Source organism: Rheinheimera sp. (genome assembly GCF_037442345.1).
Taxonomy (GTDB): Bacteria; Pseudomonadota; Gammaproteobacteria; order Enterobacterales; family Alteromonadaceae; genus Pararheinheimera.
On record NZ_JBBIQL010000026.1, the window covers coordinates 1 to 19,015 of the forward strand.

Here is a 19,015-nt window from a genome sequence, read left to right on the forward strand (position 1 = left end):
GCGACCCCCGGCGTGACAGGCCGGTATTCTAACCGACTGAACTACCGCTCCGCGCCAATACACTACAGATTTCAGAAGGGTATGCTGTAGTGCGGCGGGAATGATACGGATAAGGTCTAAGTGCGTCAAATCTTTTTTTGCCGCTTTTGTTTATTCCTTAATCATCCGGTAATGAAAGTTCCAGAATGTCATCCGACTTGCTGTTTTTTTGTGCCGGCTTGCTGGTTTTCGCAGCTGGCATTTCGGTTTGTTGCAGAGCAGACAGATCGATCTGGTCTCTTTTTCCAGGCCATAAATCCTTGAATGTCCGGTCGGTCATCACCATCCAGACCGCCAAACCACCACCGCCAAGCAACAGAAGATTCAGCACAATAATCAGAGTCCATGGCGGGCCGCTGCCTTCATTCGGCTCTGGCTCCCCCTGGCTGACCTCTGGCGTTTTTTCTGCTGCAGCTGTCTGGGTTGCTTGTTGGTCAGAAGCCTCTGCGGAAGCAGGTTCAGGCTCTTTGGCCATAGCTTCAGCGAAAAAAGTAGCCTCGGGCAAATTAATGACTAAATCCCGCCCTGCATTGGTCTGGGCAAATAAGGTACTTTCCACTTTGTAATAGCCTGGCGCGAAGTTCACAATTTTCAGCACCCGCTCATCCCCTGCGGCTTCACCTAAGGTAAAGCTTTGGATCTCATTATTGGGAAAACGAATTTTCCCCTGTAATGCCAGGGATTTAGGGTTAATCTCCGGATCTGCCAGCTTAAACGTCAGCAGATGCATCTCCCCTTCCGCTGTGGCTGGTGTTGCGATAAATTCTATCGGTGATTTATGCAGAATCACCGGCTCCTGCACCAGCTCTCTGGTATAAAGCGGCGTTTTCACAATGTACTTGGGCTGCCACTGACCTGGCACCATCTGCAAGCGGAACTCGCCGGTAAAAATGCCGTCTCTGGGGCGCTCGTCAAAATTACGGCCATCGTCGGCAAAACTGGTGACTTCCACCACACCCGCACCGAAGTTTTCAAAATCGGCATTGTTACTGCTGATAAAGAGCACATCCAGCCTCAGTAAATCGCGAAAATCCTTGGCCGCTATCGGCTCACCGCCATTGGTCAGTCGTGCTGTCACTTTGATCGTCTCTCCCACCATCAGATGGGCTGGCAAAGGGTCGACCTGCAGCTCGATATCGGTCAGCACCATAATGCGGCTTTCCGGCAAAATCTGCCCCAGCGCCTGCCAGGGGCCCGGCGTCGGATTTTTAATTTTGATCAGGTCATAACTCTGATCATCGTACCAATCCACCCCTTGCCGGGACGCATTGATTACATTAATTTTGCTGCCGTCCGGTTTCACCAGGATCACCGAAGCTGAACCGCGTTTGCGGAAAAATACCAGGGTGATTTCTGCCACTTCGTAATCAATCCGAAAGCGGTTATCCAATAAAGGAATTTGGTTCTTGTCATTCAACGGCGGCAACAAACTCAGACCTGTCGGGTCTGGCTGCTGTTCGGTCTGTTGTGCCAACGCCGGAAAAAAAATCAGCAACATCAGCAGGATCAGCTTCGCCACAGGCAGACTCCTCCTTTCTTTTGCACCAGATCCAGCCGTTTTTCATGAGCCGTCAGCTCATCATCGGCAGCAAAAATCACAGGCAAGGCCTTGGTTCGTTTTAACTGGCCACTGTTGCTGCTCTGCTGACCTGTACTGCGCTCTTCTGTCGCCAGGTTCAGGCTGACCTGGCCACCTGTCATCGCCAGATAAACATCGGCCAGAATTTCGGCGTCAAGCAAAGCGCCGTGCAGCGTCCGGTGACTGTTATTAATGTCGTAGCGACGACACAAGGCGTCCAGATTATTTTTTTGGCCCGGATGCCGCTGCCGCGCCAGCATCAGGGTATCCAACACCCCACAAATGGTTTCGACTTTACCTAAAGAGGGACTCAGTAAATTAAATTCATGGTTAATAAAACCCACATCGAACGCAGCGTTATGGATCACCAGTTCAGCCCCTTCAATGTACTGATAGAACTGCTGGGCAATATCACGAAACCTGGGTTTATCCAGCAGGTATTCATTGGTAATACCATGCACCGCTATGGCTTCGGCATCAATCAACCGATCCGGTTGCAGGTAAACATGAAAGTTATTGCCGGTCAGCCGTCGGTTAATGAGCTCAACACAACCAATTTCGATAATACGGTGGCCTTCCTGCGGGCTTAAACCTGTGGTTTCTGTATCCAGAACAATTTGGCGTTTTAACATTCTTCTTCGTATCGACGGCTGTTTTACGTTAGATTATACGCCGTTTTAGTTTGTGGGAAGCGATGATGCAGAAAACTGTAGCTATCTATACCGATGGCTCTTGTCTTGGTAACCCTGGGCCTGGAGGTTATGGTGTAGTCCTTATTTATCAGCAACATCGTAAAGAACTATCGGCCGGTTATCAGCAAACCACCAACAACAGGATGGAACTGATGGCCGCCATTGCCGGACTGGAATGCCTGACCAGACCCTGCACCATCGACTTAACGACCGACAGTCAGTATGTGCGGCTCGGTATTACTCAATGGCTGCAAAACTGGAAACGCAATAACTGGAAAACCAGCCAGAAAGAACCGGTGAAAAACAAAGACTTATGGCAACGGCTTGATGCGGCTTGCCAGCGTCATCAGGTGAGTTGGCACTGGGTGAAAGGCCATGCCGGCCATCCGGAGAACGAACGTTGTGATGAGCTGGCCCGACTGGCGGCGACAGAACAGGCTACCCTACCGGATGAAGGCTTTGTCAACCAACCAGCTTAACCCTGTTCAGACAAAGAATAAGGACGCGGCAAGCAACACCAGCACCACCGCAAAAGCCCGTTTGAGCAGTTGCTGTGGCAAGTATTCAGACAGCAACACACCGGCCAGACTTCCCAGGGCCCCCAGCGCCCCCAACCAGAAAATACTGCTCCAGGGCAGATGGATGCCCTGCTGCAGCATCCAGTAGCTGTGACCGGCAAAGGCCAGCCAGCTTTGCAGGCAGATCAGCGCCAAACTGCAGGCGACCGCCGAGACCAATGGCAGACTGGTGACGGTCAGCAATAAAGGCACGATCAGAAAGCCGCCGCCAACCCCTACCAACCCTGTTAAGCCTCCGAGCATAAAAGCCACCACCGCCAAAGCCCAGCCGGAATGAAGAGGCCACTGCCATAACTTCTGCCGCCACATATTCAGCGCGCTCAACAGCATCAGAGCAGCCAGAATGAATAACTGCCAGTCAGCGGCCAGATAAACGGACAACCAGGTGCCGCAGGCCGTGCCAGCCAACGCCGGCGCCACAAAACGTTTCAGCAGCTTGAGTGGCACTCGTTTGCGCCACAAATAAGGCAACAAGGCGATCAGACTGATTTGTGCAACCACGCCGAGAGAGGCGGCTATCGCCACTTTTTCAGGCAAGTTCAGCAGATGAAGCAACACGGGCACTGTCAGAATAGAGCCACCGGAACCCAGCAATCCGACAGCGGCGCCAATAATTAAAGCTGCCAATAAGACCCAGACCGTCATAAAGCTCCTGCCGCTCTTAATAACCAAAGGAAATAATATGCGTCCATATAGGAATAAGCAATCATCCCTGGAATGGCGGGCAGAAAAAAGCCGGCGTCGGCCGGCTTGGTCTCAGCAGAACCTGATCAAGGCTGAAGCATGGCTTCCACTTCTTTGATAAAGGCCGTATCGTCCGGCGCGGTGCGGCTGCCAAAGTGCTTCACGGTTTTTTCGTCAGCACTGACCAGATACTTGTTAAAGTTCCAGGACGGCTTTTCGCCGGTTTTGGCAATCAGCGCCTTAAAGACCGGATTGGCGTCATCACCACGCACGGCGCTGGTGGAGAACATCGGAAACTTCACACCGTAATTGATGTAACAGACTTCGGCAGTCTTTTCTGCATCGTCATGCTCCTGCATAAAGTCATCGGACGGAAAACCTAACACAACCAGCCCTTTGTCCTGATATTTCTCCTGCAACGCCTGTAAAGCTTTAAACTGAGGGGTAAAACCACACTTGCTGGCGGTGTTGACGATGAGCAGGGTTTTGCCCTGATACGCCTCACACAAATCAACGGTTTCTTTGCTGCGCAGCTGAGGCATGGAATGGCTGAGGATTTCACCGCAGCTGTTGGCCAGCGCCATACCGCTGACACTCAGGCCGGCTATCAATAGAACTAGTTTCATGATGCATTCTCCTTGGTTCGTCTTCTATCAGCATACGCAGCTCTGACTGAATTGGATCTGTGCCAGCACTTATTGCACCAGCGCCAGTGCTTCCAGAATTTCACGCGGTTCCACTTCCGGGCCGTTTAACTGTTCGTCCCAGTTAGTGCCGATCAGCACGCCATCGTCATACATTTCCTGCAGCCAGCCTTCCACAAACACATCCAGCGGCACCGCTTCCGGATGGTATTCGGACCATTCTTCGCTGCAATGCGCCTGAGCGGCTTCTTTCGTCGACCAGACCGGCATCACGTCGGTGTCTTCAAAATCGACCGACTCCACCACCAGTAAATCTTCACCATTGGCCAGTACAAAGACCACCGCATGAGTTTTTGCATCGGCAATAAAGCCCTGAAATACCGGATCGTGACTGAATTCACCCATAACTGACTCCCTCAAAAAGCTGTTGATGCCTGCGGGCTATTACAGCAGATTTGCCTGGCAAACACGAATTTAATCTGGCGCGGGCTGCCGCATCCGAGAAAATCACGTACAATCCCCGCATTCTCATCCACTTGCAGACAGCAGGAACTGATATGGCTCAGTACATTTACAGTATGTATCGGGTGTCCAAAGTGGTGCCGCCCAAACGCACCATTTTAAAAGACATCTCTTTATCTTTTTTCCCTGGAGCGAAAATCGGCGTCTTGGGTTTAAACGGCGCTGGTAAGTCGACCTTATTGCGTATTATGGCCGGTGTCGACACCGAGTTTGAAGGCGAAGCCAAACCTCTGGCAGGCACCAAAATTGGTTACCTGCCGCAGGAGCCCCAACTGGACGAACAGAAAACTGTGCGGGAAGTGGTGGAAGAAGCCGTGGCCGACGTGAAAAACGCCCTGACCCGTCTGGACCAGGTGTATGCCGCTTATGCCGACGAAAACGCCGACTTTGACGCTTTGGCCCGTGAGCAGGGCGAACTGGAAGCCATTATTCAGGCCAAAGATGGCCACAACCTGGACAACATCCTGGACCGCGCGGCCGATGCGTTGCGTCTGCCGCCCTGGGATGCGGTAATCAAACATTTATCCGGTGGTGAGCGCCGCCGTGTCGCCATCTGCCGCCTGCTGCTGGAAAAACCAGACATGCTGCTGCTGGACGAACCGACCAACCACCTGGATGCGGAGTCTGTGGCATGGCTGGAGCGCTTCCTGCACGACTACCCAGGCACTGTGGTGGCCATTACCCACGACCGTTATTTCCTCGATAACGTGGCGGGCTGGATTTTAGAGCTGGACCGCGGTGAAGGGATTCCATGGCAAGGCAACTACTCCAGCTGGCTGGAGCAAAAAGACGCCCGTCTGGAGCAGGAAGAACGGGCTGAAAACGCCCGCCAACGTTCCATTAAGCAAGAACTGGAGTGGGTTCGCACCAACCCGAAAGGCCGCCATGCCAAATCCAAAGCCCGGATGGCCCGTTTTGAAGAACTGCAAAGCCAGGAATTCCAGAAACGCAACGAAACCAACGAGCTGTTTATTCCGCCTGGGCCACGTTTGGGTGACAAAGTGCTGGAAGTCAGCAACCTGCGTAAGTCCTTTGGCGACCGCGTACTGATTGACGACTTAAGCTTCAGCATTCCGAAGGGCGCCATTGTCGGCATTATCGGCCCGAACGGTGCCGGTAAATCAACCTTGTTTAAGATGATCAGCGGCACAGAACAAGCCGACAGCGGCAGTATTTCTGTCGGTGACACAGTGCAGATTGCCAGCGTGGATCAGTTCCGCGACAAAATGAACCCGAAAAATACCGTCTGGCAGGAAATCTCCAACGGTCAGGACATGCTGCAAATCGGCACCTTTACCATTCCAAGCCGGGCTTATGTTGGCCGCTTTAACTTCAAAGGCAACGATCAGCAGAAGTTTATCGGCGAGCTCTCAGGTGGTGAGCGTAACCGGGTGCATTTGGCCGCGCTGCTCAAAGCCGGTGGCAACATGCTGCTGCTTGACGAACCGACCAACGACCTGGACGTTGAAACCCTGCGGGCGCTGGAAAACGCGCTGCTGGATTTCCCAGGCTGCGCCATGGTGATCTCGCACGACCGTTGGTTCCTTGACCGGATCGCCACCCACATCCTGGATTACCGGGATGAAGGCAAAGTGAATTTCTTCGAAGGCAACTACTCAGACTACGAGACCTGGATGAAAGCCACGTATGGCACGGACGCGATGCAGCCGCACCGTATTAAATACAAAAAAATCTAAACCCGCCGGGAGGGGTCAGAGTACTACTCTGACCCCAATCTTTTATTTCTTACAGACAAAGGCCAGCTGTGTGGCGCTGTCATTAAAGGCAAAACGGCTGACTTCGGTTTTACACCAGGCGGATAAATCCAGGTAGGGTTGCCAGCCTTTGGCGTTTTCTGCCCACTGCGGCACCGAGTCACCCGAGGTTTGCAGGCGGTAGATACTCTGTCCAGCTGAGACTAGCAGTTGATCTGGCGCGAACCAGACCAAGTCCTGCCCCCCGGTCGGCAACGCCAGGTCGGTCGGATACACCTGAGCTTGGTCTGCCGCAAAAAAAGTCAGCCTGGCCGAGCCCTGCTGCACTGTGACAAAAGCCCCTAATTTACCGGGTGCCAACCAGCCGATACCACGGCCGACGTTGGTCGCCAGCAGCGTCAGACTGCCATCAGACGCCAGGTAACGCACCGTATGCTTATCGTCTTTCTCGCCGAGGATAAACAGCAACGCGCTGTTCTGAGCGCCCCAGGCATGGTAGCCCACACCTTTCACATCGGCATTCAGCACCGAGGTTTTGCCTTGCCAGTCCATTTTCCATAAGCGCTGGGTACCGTCGGCTTCGACCACCACAGTGGACAACCCCGAGCCATCCTGCAGCAAAGTGGGTGAATACTCACTTAAACTGGTTTCGGCCAACACGCCATGCTGCTTTTCGCGCAGCTGATAAAAACCAATATCGGTTTTATCTTGCGGTTGTTCCAGCGTGTAATACAGCGTGCCGCCGTCTTTGCTGAAGGCCGGCTGGTTGATATACCCCGCTTTAGGGCTGATCAGCTGTGCAGAGGCAACTTTCCCCTGCTGGATGTCGGCCAGGTAGAGATCAAATTGAGGCATCGCGGCCTGCGCAGTTGTTGCCAGCAGCCCAACCCAAAGTAATGATAAGCGCATAAGGTTCCCTGTTTCCTTTCTTGTGTTCGGTCCACTTTATCCTTTAAGGTAAAGCCCTGACAACGATAGAAGTGACGGCTATGTCTCATAAGAATCCCATTATTGCCGTGACAGGCTCGTCCGGCGCTGGCACCACCACCACCACAGGTGCCTTTTCCCATATCTTCCGCTCCTTGGGGATGGACGCCGCTTTTGTCTCAGGTGACTGTTTCCACCGTTACAGCCGGCCTGAAATGGACCTGGCGGTGCGTAAAGCCAAAGAGCAAGGCAAACACATCAGCTATTTTGGCGTTGAAGCCAATGATTTCGGTGCTTTGGAGCAGCTGTTTGCCAGTTATGGCGAAACCGGCACCGGCAAAGTACGGCAATACCTGCATACCTTTGACGAAGCTGTGCCCTACAACCAACTCCCCGGCACTTTTACACCCTGGCAGGATTTACGGCCCAATACTGACTTATTGTTTTATGAAGGCCTGCACGGCGGTGTGGTGACTGAACAGCACAATGTGGCGCAGCATGTGGATTTACTGATAGGCATGGTGCCTATTGTTAACCTGGAGTGGATCCAGAAAATTATCCGCGACACCAGCGAACGGGGTCACAGCCGCGAGGCGGTGATGGCCAGCATAGTGCGTAGTATGGACGATTACGTCACCCACATTACGCCACAGTTTTCCCGCACTCACATTAACTTTCAGCGGGTGCCCACTGTCGACACCTCCAACCCATTCAGCGCCAAAGACATTCCGTCCTTGGATGAGAGTTTTGTCGTCATTCGCTTTCGCGGTATCAAGCATGTCGATTTCCCCTATTACCTGCAGATGATCAATGGCGCTTTTATGTCGCGGGTCAATACGCTGGTGGTGCCCGGCGGCAAAATGGGGCTGGCGATGGAGCTGATTTTAACACCGCTGATTGAACAGCTGCTGACCAAAAGACGGCAGGCCCGGGGACAGATTAACTGGCTGGAGTAACAGGGCGTGCGCAGCACACAAAAAAGCCAGGCGAGTGCCTGGCTTGCGCGAGCGGGTAAAATAACTTAATTCATTTCCGGCAGATTACGGCCATAAAAAATTTCACGCATTTCGCGTTTCACTTTTTTATTAATCACCCGACGCTCATCTTCGTTTAATGACTCAACGCCCGTGCCAAAGAGGTAGTTGTTCAAATCATACTCTTTGAGCATCATTTTGGTGTGGAACAGGTTTTCCTGGTACACATTCACATCCACCATCTGGAAGGCCTGCTTGGTCTGCTCGTCCATAAAATTCTGGATCGAGTGGATCGGGTGATCGATGTAATGCTTCACCCCATTCACGTCTCGGGTAAAACCACGCACCCGGTAGTCAATGGTGACAATGTCAGATTCAAAACTGTGGATCAGGAAGTTCAATGCTTTGAGTGGTGAAATCAAACCACAGGTGGACACTTCAATATCGGCACGGAAAGTACAGATGCCATCGTGTGGATGCACTTCCGGATAGGTGTGCACACAGATATGGCTTTTATCCAGATGCGCCACCACAGAGTCTGGCAATGGTCCAGGATTTTCTGAGTTGTCCGGCGCCCCTTCAATAGGTTCTTCACACACCAGAATAGTGACACTGGCGCCTTGTGGGTCGTAATCCTGACGTGCCACATTCAAAATGTTGGCACCAATAATATCGACCACTTCACTTAAAATATCAGTCAGCCGGTCCGCGTTGTATTGCTCATCAATATAGGAAATATATTCCTGGCGATGCTGCTCGGTTTTGGCATAACAAATATCGTAAATGCTAAAACTCAGGCTTTTAGTCAGATTGTTAAAGCCATGCAGTTTTAATTTTTCAAAAGGTTTAACCACTTATTCTTTACCCTAAGTTGGCCGGTAAGGCTCCGGTACATTGCAAATCAAACCAGCCGCGGCTGGCCTGTGTTAATCAGCGTCAGGTTGGAAACTGGCCTGCTTCACGCTGAACGAATGTGTCACTTCCACTGCTTTGGATAACATAATAGACACTGAACAGTATTTTTCCGCCGACAGGTTCACCGCACGTTCCACGTGTTTTTCGCTGACGTCAAAGCCCGTGACTTCAAAATGCAGGTGAATTTTGCTGAACACACGAGGCACAGTGTCCACCCGCTCACCGGTCAGAATCACTTCGCAGCCGGTCACCTGCTGGCGGGCCTTTTTCAGAATACTGACCACGTCTACTGAGGAACAGGTCCCCGCAGCCATCAGCACCATTTCCATCGGGCTTGGTGCGGCGCTGTCGTCTTTATTGGCATCAAACACCACATTATGGCCACTGGCGGAACGACCCACGAAAGTTTCGTCACCGACCCATTTCACTTTGGCTTGCATAAAAATCCCGCTATCTGCTGCAGAAAGAGGGCCGTATTCTACGGAAAACAAGGGGGGTGGAAAAGAAAAATCTCCGCCTGACAGCGAAGGAAACAGGCGGTTAATCCATCAAGTCGGCAATGGCGTTGTCAAACAGGTTCTTAATCAGCAATGCAACTTCCTGAATCAACTCGGTCTGCTGGGCTGTCGCCGGACGGCTCAGTACCGAAGCTAACACTTCCTGAAAATCATACATAATACCGTCCACCTCACGCACAATCAGGCTGCGGTGGTTCATTTCAAGTTCAGTGTGTTGGGTACAGAGCTGGATAATCTGCTCTGCAATGGCTTCTTCCAGTACTTCGCCCAAGGTTTTACCAGAAGTGCTGTTGTCTCCACGCTCGAATAAAGCCAAATTTTCCGTCAAAAACTGGATCAGATGTTCGTACCCTGGCTTATCAGTCACCATAAAACGCTGCTACCCCTGAGCTGATTTGTCTGAGCAAATCCGGTTTGTCGTGCAGACAATAGGCTGAAAACACGGATAAGTGAGTGTCATTTAAGCAAATTTTTTTTCAGAAAACAAATCGGGGCCACAGAGTACCGATTAGTTTAAGAAGCGAGCAGCAGAGCAGCCTGAAAAAGGCTCAATCAAGGCGTAACAGCGAAGGAATAGTGGGGCTCTTTCGAGCTGTTACAACGTGGAGTGAGTTTTTTTCAGGCGCTCCCGTAAGCGCGGAATCAGAATGGTCGTATGCGGCGTTAGATTTTCTCGATTTAGGCCCACTAAACCTTCAACAATCTGCCTTGCCTGCGACCATTCTGACTTTCGCTGCTGTCGATTTTTTAAATTATTCGGTACTCTACCCCGACACTTAAATTTTAAGTTTGCCTCAGAATTCCAAACCTGGCGACAAGGTTGCCGGAAGCTGTACCGAATCAAGTTCCACTGAAGCCACAGGGTAAGCACAATAATCTGCCGCATAATAAGCACTGGCTCTGTGATTGCCACTGCCGCCTATCCCCCCAAAGGGGGCTGCTGAACTGGCGCCGGTGATGGGCCGGTTCCAGTTGACAATACCGGCGCGGATTTTGCGGAAAAACTGCTGATACAGCTCTGCATTGTCCGACAGCAAACCGGCTGACAGCCCATAACTGGTTTGATTGGCCAGGTGTAATGCCTGGTCAAAATCTGCGTAACGGAACACTTTCAGTAAAGGACCAAAATGCTCCTGATCCGGCATATTGCGGATGCTGGTGCACTCCAGAATACCAGGGCTTAACATGGCCGGACTCGCAGGCAGTGGCTGCATTTCCAGCAGCACTTCAGCCCCCAGCGCCACTAACTGCTGCTGCGCCTGCAGCAACTGCTCAGCCGCTTTCACCGAGATCAGGGTCCCCATAAAAGGCTGATGGTCGTCATCATACAACCCAACCTTTAACCTGGCTGTGACGTCAAGTAAACGGGCCAAAATTGCGTCGCCTTCGGCGCTTTGTGGTAAATACAAGCGACGGGCGCAGGTACAGCGCTGGCCAGCAGACAAAAACGCCGACAGAATAATGTCATGCACGGCCGCATCAATATCGGCCACCTGCTCCACCAGCAGGGGGTTATTGCCGCCCATTTCCAGCGCCAGGATCTTCTGTGGCTGACCAGCAAATTGCTGATGCAGATAATGGCCTGTGCCAGAACTGCCGGTGAAAAACAAACCGTCGATATCGGGATGGCTGGCCAGCGCTTTGCCGGTATCGATTTCCCCTTGCAGCAAGTTCAGCACACCGGCAGGTAAGCCAGCCTGTTGCCACAACTGCACGGTCAGCTCCGCCACTTTGGGGGTCAGCTCACTGGGCTTAAACACCACTGTATTGCCCGCCAGCAAGGCAGGAACTATATGGCCGTTTGGTAAGTGGCCCGGGAAATTGTAAGGGCCAAACACCGCCACCACCCCATGAGGTTTATGCCGAACCCAGGCTTTGCCTTGTGGCATTGGGTTTTCCCGGACGCCGGTACGCTCGAGATACGCTTTGGCGGAAATTTCAATTTTGCCGATCATGGCGGCAACTTCAGTGCGGCTTTCCCATAAAGGTTTGCCGGTTTCACTGGCAATACAGAGTGCCAGCTGTTCTTTGTGTGCTTCCAACTGACGGCCGTACTGGCGCACCAGCTCCAGCCGCTGCTCAAAACTCCAGTCTGCCCACACCTCAAAGGCGGCCCGGGCGGCATGCACGGCCAAAGCCACCTGCTCTGGCCCGGCACTGTGCCCTTGCCAGATTTGCTTTTGTTTAGCCGGGTCGAATGACGAAAATACCTGACCAGTGCCGGCTTGCCACTGCCCCTCAATAAACTGTACCTGTTGCATCTTTGAATCCTGCTTAAATCCGGGCGACCCGCACCCAATCTCCGTTTTGAACCTGCAGCAGCTGAGCTGTTGCAGCCGGCACCGTTACCACAGTGTCATCCTCCCGCAGTGGCAGATAAAGCCAGCTGGCCCGGAAGTTCTGCAAGCTGGTATTGCAGATCATCCAGGGTTGCCCGCCCTGCACCTCGCCAATACGTACTTGCAGACGACGGCTGTTCCGCACACTGCGGATATGCTCCACTTTGGCTTCCACCGTCGGACCTGCGTCAAAAATGTCGACATAACCTGTGTTGGAGAAGCCTTCCGATTGCAGCATGGCCAGCGCGGGCCGGGTTTTGTCATGCACTTTGCCAATCACCGCCTGCGCTTCTTTGGAGAGCAGGCTGACGTAAATCGGATACTTCGGCATCAGCTCGGCAATAAACACCTTCTGACCTATACCCGTCAGGTAATCGGCGGTCGGGAAGTCGACCGAAAAAAAGCTGTCCTGCAGCCACTGCCAGAATGGTGAGTTACCGGCTTCATCCGATACACCACGCATTTCAGCGATCACCCGTTCGGCAAAACGCTGACGGAATTCGGCCATAAATAAAAAGCGGATTTTGGACAACAGCTTACCGGCATTGTTTTTGCGGCTGTCTTCGCGGACAAACAAAGTACAAAGTTCAGAAACTCCCGTGTAATCATTACAAAGCGTCAGGATATCGACCGCTTTGTACACCCCTAAAGCCCGTGAGCTGTGCACCACTTTACCAAGATGATAATGGTAAAAAGCATCCTCCAGGCCGACCGCGGCTTCAATGGCACTGGTCCCCAGCACCCGGCCAGTGTCAGAATCCTGCAGCACAAATAAATACCCCTCGTCGCCGGGGCATTGAACAGTTTTGGCAAACGAAGCCTCAGATCGGTTGATCTTCCGTTGCAGCAATTCTTCATTGACTGGCAAGGAGGTAAAACCATGCCCTGACTCCACGGCAATTTCGTAGAGTTCAGGGTAATCTTCGGCTCGGATTGGGCGAATCAGCAACATGGTCGCTTGCTCCAGTTTTTTTGCTTCAGTGGCGTTCTGTGACGCCGTTATTTTTGCTTTAAATTTTTTATACCCAAGCCATTAAAGCGAACGCTTCATCGGCAACGGGCTAAAGCTTGGACAGCCCAGTCTTAGTGCTGGTTCAGTACCTGTGCCACAGCTTTGGCAAAACGCTGCATGCCCTCAATGATGTCCTGCTCCGGGATCACCAATGAAGGAGCAAAACGGATCACATCAGGCCCTGCCACCAACGCCAATAAGCCCTGATCCGCCGCCGCCAGGAAAAACTCGCGGGAGCGGCCTTTATACTGTTCGGTCAGAACAGCCCCCAGCAACATGCCTTGGCCCCGTATTTCACTGAACAGCTGATACTGCTCATTAATAGCCGCCAGCTCGCGGCGGAACCACTGCTCACGCTGAAGTACACCTTGCAGCACCTCAGGTGTATTAATGGTGTCCAACGCAGCTTCAGCCACGGCACAGGCCAGCGGGTTCCCGCCATAAGTGCTGCCGTGCGTGCCCACTTTTAAATGGCTGGCAATAGCTGTCGTGGTCAGCATGGCGCCCACAGGGAAACCGCCGCCTAACGACTTGGCCGTGGTCAGAATATCGGGAGTCACATCGCTGTGCATATACGCATACAGCTTGCCGGTCCGGCCCACGCCAGTCTGCACTTCGTCATAAATCAGCAAGGCTTTGTGCTGATCGCACAACTGACGTACCCCACGCAAAAAGGCAGCATCGGCGGGAATAATGCCGCCTTCCCCTTGCACAGGCTCCAGGATCACGGCGCAGGTATGGTCTGACATCAGCGCTTTTAAGCTGTCCAGATCATTGTATTGAGCGTGATCAATGGCGGCAGGCTTGGGGCCAAAACCGTCGGAATAAGAGGCCTGGCCACCGACCGTCACCGTAAAAAAAGTGCGGCCGTGAAAGCTTTTGCCAAAAGAGATAATCTGTTGTTTTTGCTCACCGAAGTTTTCCAGCGCCCAGCGCCGCGCCAGTTTCAGCGCCGCTTCATTTGCTTCAGCACCAGAATTGGCAAAATAAACTTTTTCGGCAAAAGTGGCATCCACCAGCTTTTTCGCCAGCCGTAAGGCCGGCTCGTTGGTCATCACATTCGACAGATGCCACAGCTGATCGGCCTGATGTTTCAGTGCTGACACCAGAGCAGGATGGCAATGCCCCAAAGCGTTTACCGCTATCCCCCCGGCAAAATCGACATACTCACGGCCTTGCTGGTCCCAGACTCTGGAGCCCTGGCCACGCACCGGGATCATCGGTGCCGGCGCATAATTGGGAACCATCACCTCGTCAAACAGTGCCCGCCCGACCTGCATATATTCAGCCATATTCATATTCCTCTGGTTTTTTTGGCGGACGTCTCAGGCGCAACTCTTTGCGTCCGCATGGATGCTGTTGCAGGTATTATTGCAGATAAAAAATGAAAAGTCTTGCAGCGAAAATCGACGCCAAGCCTTGAAAATTAAGGCTTAGCGCTAGATTTGCAGGGCTTTTGAATAACTAGGCAATTTAGGGAAACAATGGGTTTTCTGTTTGCTTCTGCTCAGACCATCAGCACAGGCAAGGCCATTCAGCCGGTAGCTGAAACGGTGCTGCCCGCATCAAGCTGAATTTTTATTCAAACTGTAATTTTCGTAAATCCGTTTGTGCCAGCGCTTTGCGCAGCGCAGTATGGATCTCATACTGGTCCAGATAGCGAACCGCCTCGTCCATCACCAGCTTGTGATCATTCAGTAAAAACTTTACCTGCACAAAACAATTGGCCTGCAGCAGTACCCGGGTTAAATCCATGCAGCTCTGATAAGGCGTATTGTCGGCCAATTGATCCAACAAGGCCGCCAGTGGCAGACGTTTTAATTGCCAGCGGGACACCAGGTCCGCACTGATAATTGCGGCAAACTCTTCAATACCGCTGGAGAGGAAACCGGCGTCGGCATCCAGAATTTCCAGGGCGTCAATTAATTCAACATCCCGGGCATCCTGCGCCCGCTTCTGTTCGTTCAGTTTCACCTGCTTGTAGCTGCGCAGGTAATTGCGGATCACCACCATATGGCCCAACGTCTGGAATAGTGCAGCACAAAACGCGACGAAGGCATTCTGCCCCTGCTCCTCCGCAATTTTTCTGGCGGCGATGGCGGTGGCCAGCGAATAATCCCATATCTTGGTTTTAAACTGGACAAAAGGTTCAGTGGAATGCGGAATACAACGCCGGAATGCATAAACGGGGACCAGCGACTGCAAGGCTTCAATGCCTAAAAAACGCAAGGCCGTCTTCACATCTTTCACCAGATTGGCACTGCCAATTTTGCTACGGTATCGTGGCGAATTGATCAGACGCAGAATATCTTCCGTCAGCCAGTCGATGGCAGAAATAAGTGGATCCAGCTGATTTAACGTGACGGCTTTGGCACTCAGCGCGTCCAGCAACGGCGCAAATCCTGGTCCCAGATCAAACAATGAACTGCTGATCACTTCAATGCTGCTTAAACGCTGCAACATTTCCTGCGCCACCTCGTCATGCAGGTGCGCCTGGGTGAAATCCAAAAACATGCTTTTGGCGTTGGCGTCGGACTGACGGGCTTCCATGGCTTTGCGTTCCACATCCAGCATAGGTCTGTGTTCCTGCTGAGCAGCCAGTTTTTTGCTGTAACGCAGCTTCTTCTGATTTGGATCCACACCAATCAAATTATCGACAAACAATTGTTCTAACGGACTAAACGACATGAGGCCTCAGAAATTTTAGGGACTGTGACTGCAGTTTTTATCATTATGCGTCAGTCTATCTGCTTGTGTCAGAAAATTCTGCAATAACTGATGCCCTTGTTCCGTTAATATGGCTTCGGGATGAAATTGCACCCCCGCCAGCGGCAGATGCTTGTGTTGTAAGCCCATAATCTCACCGGACTCTGTCCAGGCCGTGATCTCGAAACAGTCAGGCAGGCTTTCCCGCTCCACCAGTAAAGAATGGTAGCGGGTGACGCTCAAGGGGCTATTCAGGCCCGCAAAAAGCCCGGTCCCGAGATGGCCTATCGGGCTGTTTTTACCATGCATCACCTGTGACGCCCGCACCACTGTGGCACCAAACACCTGAGCAATCGCCTGATGACCCAGACAGACCCCTAAAATAGGCAACTGACCGGCGAAATGCCGGATCGCATCCAGCGAAATACCAGCTTGATCCGGGCTACACGGGCCCGGCGAAATCACCAGATAATCAGGTTTCATCGCGGCAATCTGGGTCAGGCTGACTTCATCATTGCGGCGTACCACCACCTGCTGACCCAGTTCAGCAAAGTACTGAACCAGGTTATAGGTAAAAGAATCGTAGTTATCCAGCAGCAGTAACATCAGGCAGGTAACACAAAACCTACGGCGTCATACACCTGTTTCAGCGTAGAGGCAGCACGGGCTCTGGCCTGTTCGGCGCCCTGGCGCAGCACCTGGTTCATCAGGCTTTGGTCCGCACGTATTTCTTTGAATTTCTGCTGCACAGGTTCCAGCAGTGCAATCACCGCATCCGCCACATCCGTTTTCAGGTGACCATACATTTTGCCTTCGTACTCTGACACCAGGACCTCAATGGATTTACCGGTCACCCCACTTAAAATACTCAGCAGGTTGGCCACACCGGCTTTGTTTTCCAGATCAAAATACACCCGTGGCGGATCGTCAGAATCCGTCATCGCCTTTTTGAATTTTTTGCTGATCATTTTCGGATCTTCCAACAGCCCCACGAAGTTCCAGGGGTTCTCATCCGACTTGGACATTTTTTTCGTTGGGTCCTGCAGGCTCATCACCCGGGCTGCCACAGGCGGGATATAAGGTTCTGGCACCACAAAGGTATCACCGTGCAAGGCATTAAACCGCATTGCCACATCACGGGCCAGTTCCAGATGCTGTTTCTGATCATGACCTACCGGTACCTGATGGGCGTTGTACACCAGAATGTCAGCGGCCATTAACACAGGGTAAGTAAACAAGCCTGCATTGACGTTATTGCTGTGGCGCTCTGACTTATCCTTAAACTGGGTCATCCGGCTCAGTTCACCAAACTGGGTGTAACAGTTCAGCACCCAATTCAGCTGGCTGTGCTCTGGCACATGGCTTTGCATAAAAACAGTTGAACGTTTTGGATCAATACCACAAGCCAAATACAGCGCCAGACTGTCTAACGAGGCATTCCGCAGCGCCTGTGGCTCCTGACGAACCGTGATAGCGTGCAGGTCCACAATGCAGTACAGGCAATCGTAGTCATCCTGCATGTTGTCCCACTGCCGCAACGCGCCCAGATAATTGCCAATAGTGAGCTGACCAGAGGGCTGAGCGCCACTCAATACTGTAGGTTTCGACGCTGAAGAAACTGCAGACATTTAACTTTCCTGTACGTATTGCCGGATCGCCTGCGGCAACTGACGAAAATCGTGCAGTACCAGGTCCGGCTGACTAAGTTCGATGGATTGGCCGTGATTATACCCGTAGCTCAGGGCAAATACAGGCAAAGCGGCCGCTCTGGCGGCAAATATATCGTTTTCAGAATCCCCCACCAGCAACAGCTGGGCGGGCAACAGCTGTTCCAGTTCCGCCAACTTGTACAGCATATCCGGCGCAGGTTTGGCGTGTGGCACATCATCGGCACAGACCAGCTGAGAAAAGTAAGGGGCTATGCCAAGGCTGTGTAATAAAGGCTGGCTGAACTGACGGGGTTTGTTTGTCGTGACCGCCAAACGGTAACTTTGACTCAACTCTGACAGCACGGCTTTCACCCCTGGAAACAACACTGTGTATTGACCATTGGTCTGATGGTAAGACTCAATAAAAAGTGCTTTCGCACGCTCCAGCAGCTCGGGGGCCACCCAGGATGGCTGCATGGTCCCGGTCAGAGCGCGTTTAAGCAGCATCTGCATCCCATTCCCCAGCCAGTGCTTCACCTGTTCCAGAACCACCTGAGGCAATCCGAGTCCAGACAAAGTCTGATTTAACGCAGGCAGAATATCAGGTGCACTGTCAACCAGAGTGCCGTCCAAATCAAAAGCAATACAGCGGAGAGACATCACTTTGCCTGCACCTTCGCCAACTCCGAGCGCATCTGCGCAATCACTGCCTGGTAGTCCGGCTGGGCAAATATGGCGGAGCCCGCCACAAAGGTATCTGCGCCTGCCGCAGCAATTTCCGCAATATTGTCCTGTTTGACCCCGCCATCCACCTCCAGCCGGATCGACAGACCCGATTGATCAATTAGGGCACGGGCCTGTTCCAGCTTTTTTAAGGTGGACGGAATGAAAGACTGCCCCCCAAAACCCGGATTCACCGACATCAGCAGCACCAGGTCCACTTTATCCAGTACATAATCCAGATAACTCAAGGGGGTCGCCGGATTAAACACCAGACCCGCCTGGCAGCCCTGCTGTCGGATCAGCTGTAAAGTCCGGTCGATATGACGTGAAGCTTCAGGATGAAAACTGATGATGGACGCGCCAGCCTGGGCAAATGCCGGTACCAGACTGTCGACATTCTCAACCATCAAATGCACATCTATCGGTGCCGTGATACCGTAGTTGCGCAAAGCCTGACACAGCATTGGGCCAAAGGTCAGGTTCGGCACATAGTGGTTGTCCATCACATCAAAATGCACCAGATCCGCTCCTGCTGCCAGTACAGCAGACACATCCTGGCCCAAACGGGCAAAATCGGCGGATAAAATTGAAGGAGCTATCCAGAAAGGCTGACGCATCTGATTTCCATGAGCAAAGACTACAGAAGTCCAGACTTTACTGAATTTACTGGAAAAAATCACCTGTCCGCTCGGTCCCATTTCTGCACAAAAAGCAGGCGACAACGCACCAAAACTGGACATTAATTCTGCATGCAACTAAAGCATATATGTCATCTAGATGATTTATAAAGATTTTTAGC

The 19,015-nt window shown here is 52.3% G+C and carries 20 protein-coding genes; 3 read left to right on the forward strand and 17 right to left on the reverse strand.

From position 1 onward, the window contains the following. Positions 1 to 157 precede the first annotated feature (157 nt). Together WKJ04_RS15225 and dnaQ are read right to left on the reverse strand one after the other, a co-directional pair. Positions 158 to 1,558 carry a TIGR03503 family protein gene (locus WKJ04_RS15225; RefSeq protein ID WP_337881190.1) on the reverse strand — a complete coding sequence of 467 codons (1,401 nt, stop codon included), beginning with the start codon at positions 1,556 to 1,558 and terminating at the stop codon, positions 158 to 160. After that, positions 1,546 to 2,250 carry a DNA polymerase III subunit epsilon gene (gene dnaQ, locus WKJ04_RS15230; RefSeq protein WP_337881191.1) on the reverse strand — a complete coding sequence of 235 codons (705 nt, stop codon included), beginning with the start codon at positions 2,248 to 2,250 and terminating at the stop codon, positions 1,546 to 1,548. The genes WKJ04_RS15225 and dnaQ overlap by 13 nt, the downstream gene beginning before the upstream one ends. A 65-nt stretch (positions 2,251 to 2,315) precedes the next feature. Between dnaQ and rnhA the strand changes: the two genes are divergently transcribed. Continuing rightward, entirely contained in the window at positions 2,316 to 2,789 is a 474-nt protein-coding gene (rnhA, locus tag WKJ04_RS15235) for a ribonuclease HI (RefSeq protein WP_337842144.1), read from the forward strand. Between the two features lie 6 nt (positions 2,790 to 2,795). Here rnhA and WKJ04_RS15240 read toward each other — a convergent pair whose 3' ends face one another. The 3 genes from WKJ04_RS15240 to WKJ04_RS15250 form a co-directional block, all read right to left on the reverse strand. Further along, positions 2,796 to 3,533, reverse strand: a complete 738-nt coding sequence (locus WKJ04_RS15240; protein WP_337881192.1) for a sulfite exporter TauE/SafE family protein — start codon at positions 3,531 to 3,533, stop codon at positions 2,796 to 2,798. A 125-nt stretch (positions 3,534 to 3,658) separates the two neighbouring features. Further along, complete coding sequence (locus tag WKJ04_RS15245) at positions 3,659 to 4,198, reverse strand: glutathione peroxidase (protein ID WP_337881193.1); 540 nt, start codon at positions 4,196 to 4,198, stop codon at positions 3,659 to 3,661. 69 nt (positions 4,199 to 4,267) lie between these two features. After that, positions 4,268 to 4,621, reverse strand: coding sequence for a DUF2750 domain-containing protein (locus WKJ04_RS15250; protein WP_337881194.1), 354 nt, complete (start codon positions 4,619 to 4,621; stop codon positions 4,268 to 4,270). 152 nt (positions 4,622 to 4,773) lie between these two features. Here WKJ04_RS15250 and ettA point away from each other — a divergent pair, with 152 nt between their 5' ends. After that, a complete protein-coding gene (ettA, locus tag WKJ04_RS15255) occupies positions 4,774 to 6,435 on the forward strand; it encodes an energy-dependent translational throttle protein EttA (RefSeq protein WP_337881195.1) in 1,662 nt (553 codons plus the stop codon). Between the two features lie 42 nt (positions 6,436 to 6,477). Here the strand turns inward: ettA and WKJ04_RS15260 are convergent, their stop codons facing one another. Then, complete coding sequence (locus WKJ04_RS15260; protein WP_337881196.1) at positions 6,478 to 7,362, reverse strand: hypothetical protein; 885 nt, start codon at positions 7,360 to 7,362, stop codon at positions 6,478 to 6,480. A gap of 80 nt (positions 7,363 to 7,442) precedes the next feature. Between WKJ04_RS15260 and WKJ04_RS15265 the strand changes: the two genes are divergently transcribed. Then, positions 7,443 to 8,336: a phosphoribulokinase gene (locus WKJ04_RS15265; protein ID WP_337842150.1), complete on the forward strand. Its 894-nt coding sequence runs from the start codon at positions 7,443 to 7,445 to the stop codon at positions 8,334 to 8,336. 65 nt (positions 8,337 to 8,401) lie between these two features. Here the strand turns inward: WKJ04_RS15265 and speD are convergent, their stop codons facing one another. From speD to rpe, 11 genes are all read right to left on the reverse strand, one after another. After that, complete coding sequence (gene speD, locus WKJ04_RS15270) at positions 8,402 to 9,208, reverse strand: adenosylmethionine decarboxylase (RefSeq protein ID WP_337881197.1); 807 nt, start codon at positions 9,206 to 9,208, stop codon at positions 8,402 to 8,404. A 72-nt stretch (positions 9,209 to 9,280) separates the two neighbouring features. Next, positions 9,281 to 9,709 carry an OsmC family protein gene (locus WKJ04_RS15275; protein WP_337842152.1) on the reverse strand — a complete coding sequence of 143 codons (429 nt, stop codon included), beginning with the start codon at positions 9,707 to 9,709 and terminating at the stop codon, positions 9,281 to 9,283. Positions 9,710 to 9,809: 100 nt separating this feature from the next. Then, complete coding sequence (locus WKJ04_RS15280; RefSeq protein ID WP_337881198.1) at positions 9,810 to 10,157, reverse strand: DUF3802 family protein; 348 nt, start codon at positions 10,155 to 10,157, stop codon at positions 9,810 to 9,812. Positions 10,158 to 10,581: 424 nt separating this feature from the next. Beyond that, a complete protein-coding gene (astD, locus tag WKJ04_RS15285) occupies positions 10,582 to 12,048 on the reverse strand; it encodes a succinylglutamate-semialdehyde dehydrogenase (RefSeq protein WP_337881199.1) in 1,467 nt (488 codons plus the stop codon). A gap of 13 nt (positions 12,049 to 12,061) precedes the next feature. Next, on the reverse strand, positions 12,062 to 13,078 hold the full coding sequence (gene astA, locus WKJ04_RS15290; protein ID WP_337881200.1) for an arginine N-succinyltransferase: 1,017 nt from the start codon (positions 13,076 to 13,078) through the stop codon (positions 12,062 to 12,064). 131 nt (positions 13,079 to 13,209) lie between these two features. After that, on the reverse strand, positions 13,210 to 14,430 hold the full coding sequence (locus WKJ04_RS15295) for an aspartate aminotransferase family protein (RefSeq protein WP_337881201.1): 1,221 nt from the start codon (positions 14,428 to 14,430) through the stop codon (positions 13,210 to 13,212). 286 nt (positions 14,431 to 14,716) lie between these two features. Further along, entirely contained in the window at positions 14,717 to 15,826 is a 1,110-nt protein-coding gene (locus WKJ04_RS15300) for an HDOD domain-containing protein (RefSeq protein WP_337881202.1), read from the reverse strand. Between the two features lie 15 nt (positions 15,827 to 15,841). Next, complete coding sequence (locus WKJ04_RS15305) at positions 15,842 to 16,450, reverse strand: aminodeoxychorismate/anthranilate synthase component II (protein ID WP_337881203.1); 609 nt, start codon at positions 16,448 to 16,450, stop codon at positions 15,842 to 15,844. Continuing rightward, a complete protein-coding gene (gene trpS, locus WKJ04_RS15310) occupies positions 16,450 to 17,472 on the reverse strand; it encodes a tryptophan--tRNA ligase (protein WP_337881204.1) in 1,023 nt (340 codons plus the stop codon). The genes WKJ04_RS15305 and trpS overlap by 1 nt, the downstream gene beginning before the upstream one ends. Further along, positions 17,473 to 18,153: a phosphoglycolate phosphatase gene (locus tag WKJ04_RS15315; RefSeq protein ID WP_337881205.1), complete on the reverse strand. Its 681-nt coding sequence runs from the start codon at positions 18,151 to 18,153 to the stop codon at positions 17,473 to 17,475. After that, on the reverse strand, positions 18,153 to 18,833 hold the full coding sequence (rpe, locus tag WKJ04_RS15320; protein ID WP_337881206.1) for a ribulose-phosphate 3-epimerase: 681 nt from the start codon (positions 18,831 to 18,833) through the stop codon (positions 18,153 to 18,155). The genes WKJ04_RS15315 and rpe overlap by 1 nt, the downstream gene beginning before the upstream one ends. Positions 18,834 to 19,015: the final 182 nt, after the last annotated feature.